We start from the raw sequence: 14,637 nt of genomic DNA on the forward strand, positions 1-14,637 counted from the left end.
CCCCAGTACGGAGCTCATGATGTCTACGTCCGCAGACAAGGTCGTCGAGGCGCTCCGCGCCTCGCTCAAGGAGACGGGCCGCCTCCGTCAGCTCAACCAGCAGCTGACCGCTGCCGCGCGCGAGCCGATCGCGATCGTCGCCATGTCCTGCCGCTACCCGGGCGGCGTCACCAGCCCCGAGCAGCTCTGGGACCTGGTGGCCGCCGGCGGCGACGCGATCGGCGGCTTCCCGACCGACCGCGGCTGGGACCTGGACAACCTGTACGACGCGGACGCCGACCGGGCCGGCCGGTCCACCACCCGCGAGGGCGGCTTCCTGTACGACGCGGCCGACTTCGACGCCGGGTTCTTCGGCATCTCGCCCCGTGAGGCCGTGGCCATGGACCCCCAGCAGCGGCTGCTGCTGGAGACGTCCTGGGAGGCATTCGAGCACGCGGGCATCGCGCCGGCGTCCATGCGCGGCCAGAAGGTCGGCGTCTTCGTCGGGACCGCCGCCAACGGGTACGGGATGGGCCCGCAGAGCGAGACCGACGGCACCGACGAGGGATACCTGCTGACCGGCACGGCCACCAGCGTCGTCTCCGGGCGGATCGCGTACGCCCTCGGCCTGGAGGGTCCGGCGGTGACGGTCGACACCGCCTGCTCGTCGTCGCTGGTCGCGCTGCACCTGGCGTGCCAGGCGCTGCGGCAGGGCGACTTCGACCTGGCCCTGGCCGGCGGCGTGTGCGTCATGGCCACCCCCAGCCCGTTCGTGGGCTTCTCCCGGCAGCGAGGGCTCGCCCCCGACGGCCGGTGCAAGTCGTTCGCCGCCGCCGCCGACGGCACGGGCTGGTCCGAGGGCGTCGGCATCCTGCTGGTGGAGCGGCTCTCGGACGCGCAGCGCAAGGGGCATCCCGTCCTCGCCGTGATCCGGGGCAGCGCGGTCAACCAGGACGGCGCGTCCAACGGCCTCACCGCGCCGAACGGGCCGGCCCAGCAGCGGGTGATCCGGCAGGCCCTGGCGAACGCCCGGTTGACCCCGGCAGACGTGGACGCCGTCGAGGCGCACGGCACGGGCACCGTCCTCGGTGACCCGATCGAGGCGCAGGCGCTGCTGGCCACCTACGGCCAGGACCGGCCCGCGGACCGGCCGCTGCTGCTCGGCTCGATCAAGTCGAACATCGGTCACAGCCAGTCCGCCGCGGGCGTGGCCGGCGTGATCAAGATGGTGATGGCCATGCGGCACGGGCTCGTCCCGTCCACCCTGCACGTGGACGAGCCGACGCCCAAGGTGGACTGGTCGGCCGGCGAGGTGTCGCTGGTGACCGAGGCGACGCCGTGGCCGGCGGTGGACCGGCCGCGCCGCGCCGCCGTGTCGTCGTTCGGCATCTCCGGCACCAACGCGCACACCATCCTGGAGGAGCCGCCCGCCCCCGACGCCGACACCCGGCCGACGCCCGCCGTGACCCTGCCGGCGGCGCCCGTCCTCCTGTCCGCCCGTTCGGAGTCCGCGCTGGCCGCCCAGGCGGGGCGCTGGGCCCGGTGGCTGGACGCCGACGAGAGCCTCCGTCCCGTCGACGTCGGCTGGTCGTCGGTGGTGTCACGGTCCGCGCTGGAGCACCGCGCGGTGCTCACCGTCGCGGACCGCGAGGACCTGCTGGCCGGGCTGCGCGCCCTCGCCGCCGGGCAGCCGTCCGGCGCGGTGGTCGCCGGGCAGGCGGCCGACCGGGGCCCGCTCGCGGTGCTCTTCTCCGGTCAGGGCGCGCAGCGCGCGGGCATGGGTCGGGAGTTGTCGGCCGAGTTCCCGGTGTTCGCGGCCGCGCTGGACGAGGTGTGTGGGCAGCTCGATCCGTTGTTGCCGCGTCCGTTGCGGGAGGTGCTGTTCGCCGAGGCGGGCACCCCCGAGGCGGGTCTGTTGGATCAGACGGTGTTCACGCAGGCGGGGTTGTTCGCGGTCGAGGTGGCGCTGTTCCGGCTGGTGGAGTCGTTCGGTGTCGTGCCGGACTTCGTGGGCGGTCACTCGGTCGGCGAGATCGCGGCCGCGCATGTCGCGGGGGTGCTGTCCCTGGGCGACGCGTGCGCGTTGGTGGCGGCGCGGGGCAGGTTGATGCAGGCGCTGCCCGAGGGCGGCGGGATGCTGGCCGTGGCGGCGGACGAGGCCGCGGTGGCCGAGTCGATCGCCGGGCTGGGCGACCGGCTGGGGATCGCGGCGGTGAACGGGCCGACCTCCGTCGTCGTCTCCGGTGCGCTCGACGCCCTCGACGAGGTGGAGCGGGCCTGGCGGGAGCGTGGTGCGCGGACCCGCCGCCTCACCGTCAGTCACGCGTTCCACAGTCCGTTGATGGAGCCGATGCTGGCGGAGTTCCGCACGGTCCTGGACGGGTTGACGTTCGCGGCGCCGGTGCTGCCGTTGGTGTCGAACGTGACCGGTGCGCTCGCCGACGCCGAGGAGATTCGCAGCCCGGAGTACTGGGTGCGGCACGTCCGCGAGGCGGTGCGCTACGCCGACGGCATCACCGCCCTGCGCGCCGCCGGGGTCGACACCTTCCTGGAGCTCGGCCCGCAGAGCGTGCTCACCGCCATGACCCGGGACGTGCTGGGCGCCCCGTCCCCCGCGGACGCCGCCGACGGGGAGACCCCGGTCGTCGCGGTGCCCGTGCTGCGCGCCGACCGGCCCGAGGCGAAGGCCCTGCTCGCCGCCCTGGCCGAGCTGCACGTCAACGGGGCGTCCGTCGACTGGCCGGCCGTCTACGCCGACACCGGCGCCACCCCGGTCGCCCTGCCCACGTACGCGTTCCAGCGGCAGCGCTACTGGCCCGAGCAGATGCCGGCGCCCGTCACCGGTCCCGTCAGCCCCGACGTGGTCGACGTCGAGTTCTGGTCCGCGGTGGAGCGGTCCGACGTGGCGGCGCTGGCGGCGCAGTTCGGCGACGCGGCCGCCCTGGACGTCCTGGCCCCCGCCCTGCCGGTCCTGTCGTCCTGGCGCAAGGCGCGGCTGCGGGACGCGGTCGTCGACGGCTGGTCGTACCGGGTGGTGTGGAAGCGAACCACCGCCCCGGCACCGGTCACCCCGCTGGGCGGCTGGCTGCTGGTGGAGCCGGCCGGCGACACCCCGACGACGGAATGGGCCGAGGCGCTGGCGGCCGCGCTGGCCGCCGCGGGCGGCGAGGTGTCCCGGCTGGCGGTGGACCCGCTCGCGGACCGCGACGACGTGACGTCGCGGGTCGCCGACGCCGTCGGGGACCGTCGGCTCGCCGGGATCGTGTCCCTGCTCGGCCTGCTCGATCAGCCCCACCCCGGCCAGCCGGCGGCGCCGCTCGGCACCGCCGCGACGATGGCGCTGGTGCAGGCCCTGCACGCCGGGGACATCGCCGCGCCACTGTGGACGCTCACCCGGGGCGCCGTCGGCACCGGGGACGGGGACCCGGTCCGCAGCGTCGCCCAGGGCGGCCTGTGGGGCCTGGCCCGGGTCGCCGGACTGGAACACCCGCAGCTCTGGGGCGGCCTGGTCGACCTGCCGGACCGGCCCGACCGGGCCGGCTGGGACCACGTGGTGGGCGTCCTGACCGGCGGCGGCCCCGAGGACCAGGTCGCCGTACGACCCTCCGGCGTGTTCGTGCGGCGACTGGTCCGCGCCACGCCCGCCGCCGTCGGCACGGTCGAGCGCTGGCAGCCCTCCGGCACGGTGCTGATCACCGGCGGCACCGGGGCGCTCGGCGCCCACGTGGCCCGCTGGGTGGCGGCCAACGGCGCCGAACACGTCGTGCTCACCAGCCGGCGCGGCGACCGCGCGCCGGGGGCGGCGGAGCTGCACGACGAGCTGACCGCACTCGGCGCCCGGGTGACCCTCGTCGCCGCCGACATGGCCGACCGTGCCCGGGTCGAGGCGCTGCTGCGCGACGTCGACGCGGACCCGGCGCCGCTGACCGCGGTGGTGCACGCCGCCGGGGTGGGCCAGCTCAGCATGCTGGCGGACACCGACCTGGCCGGCCTGGCCGAGGTGCTCGCCGGCAAGATCGCCGGTGCGGTGCACCTGGACGACCTGCTCGGCGACCGGCCGCTGGACGCGTTCGTGCTGTTCTCCTCCATCGCTGGCATCTGGGGCAGCGGCGGGCAGGCGGCGTACGCGGCGGGCAACGCCTTCCTCGACGCCCTCGCGGAGCGGCGCCGGGCCCGCGGCCTGGCCGCCACCGCCGTCGCCTGGGGACCGTGGGCCGACGGCGGCATGGCCAGCGGCGAGGGACAGGAGCTGCTGGCCCGGCGCGGCCTCAGCCCGATGTCCCCGGCCCAGGCCGTGTACGCGCTGCGCAGCGCGGTGGGACGCAACGTGCCGTCGGTGACCGTGGCGGACGTCGACTGGTCGCTGTTCACCCCGGCGTTCGCCGCCGCCCGCCCCCGACCCCTGCTCGACGACATCGCCGAGGCCCGCGACGCCCTGCGCGTGGTCGACGGGGCACCGGAGGACGCCGCTGGCGGCGGGCTGCGCCAGCACCTGCTGACGCTGCCCCGCGCCGAACAGGACCGGTACCTCACGGACCTCGTGCGGACGCACACCGCCGCCGTGCTCGGCCACTCCGGCACCGAACTGGTCAAGGCGCACCGGGCGTTCAAGGAGCTGGGCTTCGACTCGCTGACCGCGGTGGAGCTGCGCAACCGGCTCGGCGCCGCCACCGGGCTCACCCTGCCCACCACCCTGGTCTTCGACTACCCGAACCCGGCCGCCCTCGCCGACCACCTGTCGGCGACGCTGCGCCTGCACGAGGTGGACACCGTCGCCACGTGGGGCCCCGCCGGCCCGGTGGACGACGACCCGATCGTCATCGTCGGCATGAGCTGCCGGTACCCGGGCGGTGTGGCCAGCCCGGACGACCTGTGGGACCTGGTCGCCGCCGGACGCGACGGCATCAGCGGTTTCCCCGACGACCGGCACTGGGACATGGGCCGGCTGCTGGCCGTGGACGCCGACGGGCGACCGGTGTCGCACACCCGCGAGGGCGGTTTCGTCAACGACGCCACCGCCTTCGACCCCGGCTTCTTCGGCATCTCGCCGCGCGAGGCGGTCGCCATGGACCCGCAGCAGCGGCTGCTGCTGGAGGCGTCCTGGGAGGCCATGGAACAGGCCGGGATCGACCCGGACGAGCTGCGCGGCAGCCGTACCGGGGTGTTCGTCGGCGCCTCCCCGTCGGGGTACGGCACCACCGACACCCCGGCCGAGCTGGCCGGATACCAGCTCACCGGCGGCGCGCACAGCGTCATCTCCGGCCGGGTGTCGTACACCTTCGGGCTGGAGGGCCCGGCGGTGACGGTCGACACCGCCTGCTCGTCGTCCCTGGTGGCGGTGCACCTGGCCGCCCAGGCGCTGCGCGGCGGCGAGTGCGACCTGGCGCTGGCCGGCGGCGTCACCGTCATGGTGACCCCGGGTGCCTTCGTCGAGTTCTCCCGGCAGGGCGGCCTCGCCCCGGATGGCCGCTGCAAGTCCTTCGCCGCCGACGCCGACGGCACCGGCTGGTCGGAGGGGGTCGGGGTGCTGCTGGTCCAGCGGCTCTCCGACGCCCGCCGCGAGGGCCGCCAGGTGCTCGCCGTGATCGCCGGCAGCGCCGTGAACCAGGACGGCGCGTCCAACGGCCTCACCGCGCCGAACGGGCCGGCCCAGCAGCGGGTGATCCGGCAGGCCCTGGCGAACGCCCGGTTGACCCCGGCAGACGTGGACGCCGTCGAGGCGCACGGCACGGGCACCGTCCTCGGTGACCCGATCGAGGCGCAGGCGCTGCTGGCCACCTACGGCCAGGACCGGCCCGCGGACCGGCCGTTGCTGCTCGGTTCGATCAAGTCGAACATCGGTCACAGCCAGGCCGCCGCCGGCGTCGCTGGTGTGATCAAGATGGTGCAGGCGATGCGGTACGGCCTGCTCCCGTCCACGCTGCACCTCGACGAGCCGACACCCCACGTGGACTGGTCCGCCGGCGCGGTGTCCCTGCTGACCGAGGCGCGTCCCTGGCCGGCGGTGGACCGGCCGCGCCGGGCCGCCGTGTCGTCGTTCGGCATCAGCGGCACGAACGTCCACCTGATCCTCGAGCAGCCACCCGCCGGCGGCGAGCCGGATGCCGACGTCGAGCCGTCCCGGACGCCGTCGGTGGCGCCGGTACTGCTGTCCGCCCGCGATGCGGCCGCGCTGTCGGCGCAGGCCCGGCGCTGGGCGGCGTGGCTGGGCCGGGACGAGAGCCTGCGTCCGCTGGATGTGGCGTGGTCCTCGGTGACCACCCGGTCGGCGCTGGAGCAGCGCGCGGTCGTGTCCGGTGCGAGCCGGGACGAGGTGTTGGCGGGTCTCGCGGCGCTGGCGGCGGGTGAGCCGGCGGGCGGTGTGGTCGTGGGCCAGGCGGGTGGCCGGGGTTCGCTGGCGTTGCTGTTCTCGGGTCAGGGGGCGCAGCGCGCGGGCATGGGTCGGGAGTTGTCCGGCGAGTTCCCGGTGTTCGCGGCCGCGCTGGACGAGGTGTGTGGGCAGCTCGATCCGTTGTTGCCGCGTCCGTTGCGGGAGGTGCTGTTCGCCGAGGCGGGCACCCCGGAGGCGGGCCTGTTGGATCAGACGGTGTTCACGCAGGCGGGGTTGTTCGCGGTCGAGGTGGCGCTGTTCCGGCTGGTGGAGTCGTTCGGGGTCGTGCCGGACTTCGTGGGCGGTCACTCGATCGGTGAGATCGCGGCCGCGCATGTCGCGGGTGTGCTGTCCCTGGGTGACGCGTGCGCGTTGGTGGCGGCGCGGGGTCGGTTGATGCAGGCGTTGCCGGCCGGTGGCGGGATGTTGGCCGTGGCGGCGGACGAGGTCGCGGTGGTCGAGTCGATCGCCGGGCTGGCCGACCGGGTGGGGATCGCTGCGGTCAACGGGCCGACCTCCGTTGTGGTGTCCGGCGCCGTCGACGCCCTCGACGAGGTCGAGCGGACGTGGCGGGAGCGGGGTGCGCGGACTCGTCGGCTGGCGGTGAGTCACGCGTTCCACAGTCCGTTGATGGAGCCGATGCTGGCGGAGTTCCGGGCGGTCCTGGACGGGTTGGCGTTCGCGGCGCCGGTGCTGCCGTTGGTGTCGAATGTGACCGGTGCGCTCGCCGACGCCGAGGAGATTCGCAGCCCGGAGTACTGGGTGCGGCACGTCCGCGAGGCGGTGCGCTACGCCGACGGGGTCGCCGCCCTGCGTGCCGCCGGGGTGGACACGTTCCTGGAGGTCGGCCCGCAGAGCGTGTTGACCGCGATGGCGGCGGACATCCTGCCCGACGACGACGCCGTGTTGGCCGTCGCTGTCCAGCGCAGGGACCGGCCCGAGGCGCATGCGCTGCTGCACGCCCTGGCCGAGCTGCACGTCCACGGCGTGCCGGTCACCTGGCGGCAGTGGTTCGCCGACACCGGGGCGCGCCGGGTCGACCTGCCCACGTACGCCTTCCACCGCGAGCGCTACTGGCTGCCGCCGGCCGGCCAGTCGGCCGACCTCTCCGGGGCGGGCCTCGGCGCGGCACGGCACCCGCTGCTCGGCGCGACCGTCTCGGTCGCCGGCGAGGACATGGTGCTGCTGACCGGCCGGCTGTCGGTGGCGACCCATCCATGGCTCGCCGACCACGTCGTGTCCGGCGCCGTGGTCGTGCCGGGCACCGCCCTGGTGGACCTCGTCGTCCGTGCGGGCGACGAGGTCGGCGCGTCCCGCGTCCGGGAGCTGACCGTGCTCGCCCCGCTCGCGCTGCCCGCCACCGGCGGCGGGGTGCGGGTCCAGGTCCGGGTCGGTCCCGTCGACGGGACCGGTGCCCGCTCGGTGACCGTGCACTCCCAGCCCGAGGACGACCCGGAGTCGGGGTGGACCCGGCACGCCGACGGCCTCGTCGGTGCCCCGACCGCCGACGAGCCCACCGTGGGCACGTGGCCGCCGTCGGGAGCGTCCGAGGTGGACGTGACAGGTTGGTACCGGACGGTGGCCGAGCACGGCCTCTCCTACGGGCCGGTCTTCCAGGGCCTGCGCCGGGCGTGGACCGGCGAGGGCGCGGTGTTCGCCGAGGTCGCCCTGCCCGACGAGGTGGCCGGGGAGCCGGCGGGCTTCGGCGTACACCCGGCGCTGCTGGACGCCGCGCTGCACCCGGTGGGGCTGCTGCCGGCCGACGGGGCGGACGGCGGTGCCCGGGTGCCGTTCGCGTTCGAGGGCGTGCAGGTCCACGCGGTCGGGGCGCGGACGCTGCGGGTGCGCCTGACCGCGTCCGGCAGCTCGGTGCGGCTGGTCGCCGTCGACGAGACCGGTGCGCCGGTGGTGTCGGTGGACTCGCTGACGCTCCGCGAGATGACCGGGGTGGCGGCGGCCCCGAACGAGGCGCACCGCTCCCTCTTCGAGGTCTCCTGGCAGCCCGAGCAGCTCACCGCGCCCGACGGCGTGGACGGCTGGATCGTGCTCGGTGACCACCCGCTCGACGGCGCGCCGCAGCTCCCCGCGTACGCCGGGGTGGCGGCGGTGACCGCGGCGGTGACGGGCGGGACCGCCCCCGCCCCCGCGGCGCTGCTGCTGCCCGTGCCCGTGGCGCGGCCCGGGACGGACGTGCCCGACGCCGTGCGGTCGGTGACGGCGGACGTCCTCGGCACGGTGCAGGCGTGGCTCGCCGCCGACCTCCTGGCGGACTCGCGGCTGGTCGTGGTGACCCGCGGCGCGGTGGCCGCCCGCGCGGACGACCGGGTCACCGACGTGGCGGGGGCGGCGGTGTGGGGCCTGCTGCGTTCGGCGCAGTCGGAACACCCCGGCCGGATCGTCCTGGCCGACCTGGAACCGGGCCTCGACCTGGATCCCGACCTGCTGGCCCTGCTCGCCGGCGCCGCCGACGACCCGGGTCTGGGCGGGCAGCTCGCGGTGCGGGCGGGCACGGCGTACCTGCCCCGACTGGTCCGCGCCGCCGGCGGCGCGCCGGCCCCGGCGGCCCTCGACCGAGGAACCGTCCTGGTGACCGGTGGCACCGGATCGCTCGGCGCCCTGGTGTCCGAACACCTCGTCACCTCGTACGGCGTCCGCTCGCTGGTGCTGGTCTCCCGTCAGGGCCCGGCGGCCGCCGGCGCCGACGAGCTGGTGGCGCGGTTGACCGGGCTGGGCGCGGCCGTCCGCGTCGTCGCGGCGGACGTGACCGACCGCGCGCGGGTCGGCGAGCTGGTCCGGGCGGTCACCGCCGAGGACCGGCTGGCCGGCGTGGTCCACACCGCCGGCGTCCTGGACGACGGCGTGGTCAGCGGGATCACCGCCGACCGGTTGGCGGACGTGCTGGCGCCGAAGGTCACGGCCGGCTGGTGGCTGCACGAGGCGACCGCGGAACTCGACCTCGACCTGTTCGCGCTCTTCTCCTCCGTCGCCGGGGTGCTCGGCTCGCCCGGCCAGGCCGCCTACGCCGCCGGGAACGCCTTCCTGGACGCCCTCGCCCAGGTGCGGGCGCAGCGAGGGCTGCCCGCGGTCAGCCTCGCCTGGGGCATGTGGGACACCGACGGGATGGCCGCGTCGATCAACGACACCGACCGCGCCCGGGTCAGCCGGGCCGGTCTGGTCCCGATGACCGCCCAGATCGGCCTCGGGCTCTGGGACGCCGCCCTGGCCCACGGCGGCGCGGCGCTGGTCCCGGCGGTGGTCGACCTGCCCGCCATGCGGGCGCAGACCGCCGCGGGCCGGGTGCCCCCGATGCTGCGGACCCTGGTGGGACCGGCCGCGAAGCGCCGCCGCTCCGGCACCGGGGGCTGGGCCGACCGGCTGGCCGGCCTCGACCCGCAGGAGGCGCGGACCCAGATCGACCTGCTGGTCCGCGGGCTGGTCGCGCAGGTCCTCGGCCACAGCGGCGCCGAGCAGGTGCCGGCGGACCGGGCGTTCCGGGAGCTGGGCTTCGACTCGCTGACCGCGGTGGAACTGCGGAACCGGATCAACAGCGCGACCGGGCTGCGGCTCACCTCGACGCTCGTCTTCGACTACCCGACCCCCGGCGCCCTCTCCGACCACCTGTACGAGCAGCTGTCCGGCCAGGTCGCCGACCAGCAGTCCGTCGTGGCGGCCGCGAGCGCCGACGAGCCGATCGCCATCGTGGGCATGGCGTGCCGCTACCCGGGCGGCGTGACGAACCCGCAGCAACTGTGGGACCTCGTCGCCGCCGGGGCCGACGGCATCGGGGAGTTCCCCACCGACCGGGGTTGGGACCTCGACCGGCTCTTCCACCCCGACCCGGACAACCCCGGGACGTCGTACACGCGGCACGGTGGTTTCCTGTACGGGGCGGCGGAGTTCGACCCCGGGTTCTTCGGGATCTCGCCGCGGGAGGCCCTGGCGATGGATCCGCAGCAGCGGTTGCTGCTGGAGGCCTCGTGGGAGACGTTCGAGTCGGCCGGGCTGGACCCGCAGCGGTTGCGGGGCAGCCGGACCGGTGTGTTCGCCGGGTTGATGTACCACGACTACGCCTCCGGAGTGCAGGAGCTGCCCGAGGGGGTGGGCGGCTACCTCGGCACCGGCACGTCGGGCAGCGTGCTGTCGGGTCGGGTGGCGTACACGTTCGGCCTGGAGGGGCCGGCGGTGACGGTGGACACCGCCTGCTCGTCGTCGTTGGTGGCGTTGCACCTGGCGGTGCAGGCGCTGCGTAGCGGGGAGTGCGACCTGGCGTTGGCCGGCGGTGTGACCGTGATGGCGACGCCGGGCACGTTCGTCGAGTTCTCCCGGCAGCGGGGTCTGTCGCAGGACGGGCGGTGCAAGTCGTTCGCGGCGTCGGCGGACGGCACGGGTTGGTCCGAGGGTGTCGGTGTGCTGCTGGTGGAGCGGCTGTCGGACGCGCGGCGTAACGGGCACCGGGTCCTGGCGGTGGTGCGGGGTACGGCGGTGAACCAGGATGGCGCGTCGAACGGGTTGACGGCGCCGAACGGTCCGTCGCAGCAGCGGGTGATTCGTCAGGCCCTGGCCAACGCGCGCCTGACCCCGGCGGACGTGGACGCCGTGGAGGCGCACGGTACCGGCACCACGTTGGGTGATCCGATCGAGGCGCAGGCGCTGCTGGCCACCTACGGGCAGGACCGGCCGCAGGACCGACCGTTGTGGCTCGGGTCGATCAAGTCGAACATCGGGCACACGCAGGCCGCCGCCGGGGCGGCCGGCATCATCAAGATGATCATGGCGATGCGGTACGGGGTGCTGCCGTCGACCCTGCACGTGGACGAGCCGTCCCCGCACATCGACTGGAGCGCCGGAGCCGTCTCCCTGCTCACCGAGGCGCGCGACTGGCCGGCGGCGAACCGGCCCCGGCGCGCGGCGGTCTCGTCGTTCGGGGTCAGCGGCACCAACGCGCACGTGATCATCGAACAGCCGCCCGCCGAGGCGGAGCCGACCCGGGAGGCCGGCTCGCCCCCGCGCGGCGACGAGCCCGCCGTCGAGCTGGTGCCGGCTCCGGTCCCGGTGCTGCTGTCGGCCCGGTCCGAGGCCGCCGTGGCGGCGCAGGCGGACCGCTGGGCCCGCTGGATCGCGGGCGACGAGGACCTGCGCCCGGTGGACGTCGGCTGGTCGTCGGCGGTCAGCCGGGCGGTGCTGGAGCACCGCGCGGTGGTCACCGCGACGGACCGCGACGGACTGCTGGCCGGGCTGCGGGCCCTCGCCGCCGGTGAGCCGTCCGGCGCCGTCGTCACCGGCACCGGGCGTACCCAACTGGCCGTGCTCTTCTCCGGGCAGGGCGCGCAGCGCGCCGGCATGGGCCGGGAACTGTCCGCCCGCTTCCCGGTCTTCGCGGCCGCGCTCGACGAGGTGTGCGCGCAGCTCGACCCGCTGCTGCCTCGTCCGCTGCGGGAGGTGCTCTTCGCTTCCGAGGGTTCCGCCGAGGCGGAACTGCTGGACCAGACGGTGTTCACCCAGGCCGGGCTGTTCGCCGTCGAGGTGGCGCTGTTCCGCCTCGTGGAGTCGTTCGGTGTCGTCCCCGACATGGTCGCCGGCCACTCGATCGGCGAGGTGACCGCCGCGTACGTCGCCGGGGTGCTGTCCCTGGCCGACGCGTGCGCGTTGGTGGCGGCGCGGGGCCGGCTGATGCAGGCCCTGCCGGCCGGCGGCGGCATGCTCGCCGTGGCCGCCGACGAGGCGGCGGTGGCGGAGTCGATCGCCGGGCTGACCGACCGCGTCGGCATCGCGGCCGTCAACGGCCCCGCCGCCGTCGTGGTCTCCGGGGACCTCCACGCCCTCGACGAGCTGGAGCGGACCTGGCAGGGCCGGGGCGCGCGGACCCGCCGCCTCACCGTCAGCCACGCGTTCCACAGCCCGCTGATGGAGCCGATGCTCGACGAGTTCCGCACGGTCCTCGCCGGGCTGACGTTCCGGGCGCCGCTGGTGCCGGTGGTGTCGAACCTGACCGGGGCGCTCGCCGACCCGCAGGAGATCACCCGCGCCGACTACTGGGTCCGGCACGTCCGCGAGGCCGTCCGGTACGCCGACGGCGTCACCGCCCTGCGCGCCGCCGGGGTCGACACCTTCCTGGAGATCGGCCCGCAGAGCGTCCTGACCGCCATGAACGCCGACCTGCTCGCCGACGACGCGCTCGCGGTCGCCGTCCAGCGCCGGGACCGGCCCGCCCCGCACGCGCTGCTGGCCGCGCTGGCCGAGCTGCACGTCCACGGCGTCCCGGTCACCTGGCCGCAGTGGTTCACCGACGCCGGCGCCGCCCGGGTCGACCTGCCGACGTACGCCTTCCAGCACGAGCGGTACTGGCTCGGTGCGGGCCGGGCCCGTACCGCCGACGTGTCCGGCGCCGGACTGGGCGTGGCCGGGCACCCGCTGCTCGGCGCGGCCGTCACCGTCGCCGGCGCGGACATGGTGGTGCTGACCGGCCGGCTGTCGCTCGCCACCCACGCCTGGCTGGCCGACCACGCCGTCTCCGGCGCGACGGTCGTGCCCGGCACGGCCCTCGTGGAGCTGGCGGTGCGGGCCGGCGACGAGGTGGGCGCGTCGCGGGTGCGGGAGCTGACGATCCACGCGCCGCTGGTGCTTGCGGAGACCGGCGCGGTGCGGGTACAGGTGCGCGTCAGCGCGGCCGACGAGGCGGGCACCCGGGTCGTCGCCGTGCACTCCCAGTCCGAGGGCGACCCGGAGGCCGAGTGGCTCCAGCACGCGGAGGGCGTGCTGGAGCCGGGATCGGCCGACGAGCCGGGCGTGGGCGAGTGGCCCCCGATTGGCGTGTCCGAGGTGGACCTGTCGGGGTGGTATCTGACGCTGGCGGAGCACGGTCTGTCGTACGGGCCGGTGTTCCAGGGGTTGCGGCGTGCCTGGGCGAGCGGTGACGAGGTGTTCGCCGAGGTGGCGCTGCCGGACGACGCGGCTGCGGAGGCGGCTCGGTTCGGTGTGCATCCGGCGCTGTTGGATGCGGCCCTGCACCCGATCGGGCTGTTGCTGGGCGGGGAGTCGGGTGGGCCGCGGGTGCCGTTCGCGTTCGAGGGTGTGCAGGTGCACGCCTCGGGCGCGCGGGCGCTGCGCGTGCGGTTGACGCGCGCGGGCTCCGCGGTGCGGCTGGCCGCGTGCGACGAGTCGGGCGCCGCCGTGGTGTCGGTGGATTCCCTGGCGCTGCGGGAGCCCACCGGGATCACCGCCGGGAACGCCGCGTCCCGCTCGATGTTCGAGGTGGCCTGGCAGGCCGGAGAGGTCGCGGCGGCCGGGGACGTCTCCGGATGGGCACTTCTCGGCTCGCCGGCCGCCGTCGAGCTGCCGGCGTTCCCCGACGTCGACGGGCTGGCCGCGGCGGTCGACGCCGGTCATCTGGCCGCGCCGCGGAGGCTGGTGCTGCCGGTCGCCGCATCGGATGCCGCCGTCCCGGACGCGGTGCGGGCGACGGCCTCGGCCGTGTTGGCGACGGTGCGGTCGTGGCTAACGGCGGACGCGCTGGCGGATTCGCGGTTGGTGGTGGTGACCCGGGGTGCGGTGTCGGTCGGCGACGAGGATCGGGTGACCGACCTGGCGGGTGCGGCGGTGTGGGGTCTGCTGCGGTCGGCGCAGTCGGAGCATCCGGGCCGCATCCTCCTGGCGGACGTGGACGGTGACCTGGACGCCGGCCTGTTGGGTGTGTTGGCGGGAGCGGACGATCCGACGGCGACGAATGGTCAGGTCGCGGTCCGGGCGGGTGCGGTGTTCGTGCCGCGTCTGGTGCGGTCCGTCGTGCCCGCGTCGGTGGACGGTGCCGTGGTGGGCGAGGGCACGGTGCTCGTCACCGGTGGTACCGGTGCGCTCGGCGCGTTGGTGGCGGAGCACCTGGTGTCGTCGTACGGGGTGCGGTCGCTGGTGCTGGCGTCGCGGCAGGGGCCGGAGGCTGCGGGCGCGGAAGAGTTGGCGGGGCGGCTGTCGGGTCTGGGTGCCGCCGTGCGGGTGGTGGCGTGTGACGTGACGGACCGGGATCAGGTGTTCGGCCTGGTCGGTGAGGTGACCGCGGCGGGTCGGTTGGCGGGTGTGGTGCACACGGCGGGTGTGTTGGACGACGGTGTGGTCGAGGGGTTGACCGTCGAGCGTCTGGCGGCGGTGTTGGCGCCGAAGGTGTCGGCGGGTTGGTGGTTGCACGAGGCGACGGCGTCGTTGGATCTGGGTCTGTTTGTGGTGTTCTCGTCGGTGGCGGGGGTGTTGGGTTCGCCGGGTCAGTCGGCGTATGCGGCGGGTAACGCGTTCCTGGA

Annotated in this window: 1 protein-coding gene; it reads left to right on the top strand. The window is 75.6% G+C overall.

Going from position 1 to position 14,637, the window contains the following annotated elements:
* Window positions 1–19: 19 nt before the first annotated feature.
* The coding region (locus ACSNOB_RS19235; protein WP_436687904.1) for a type I polyketide synthase at window positions 20–14,637 on the top strand (14,618 nt) is incomplete at its 3' end.

This window comes from Micromonospora sp. URMC 106 (assembly GCF_051386395.1).
Classification (GTDB): Bacteria; Actinomycetota; Actinomycetes; order Mycobacteriales; family Micromonosporaceae; genus Micromonospora.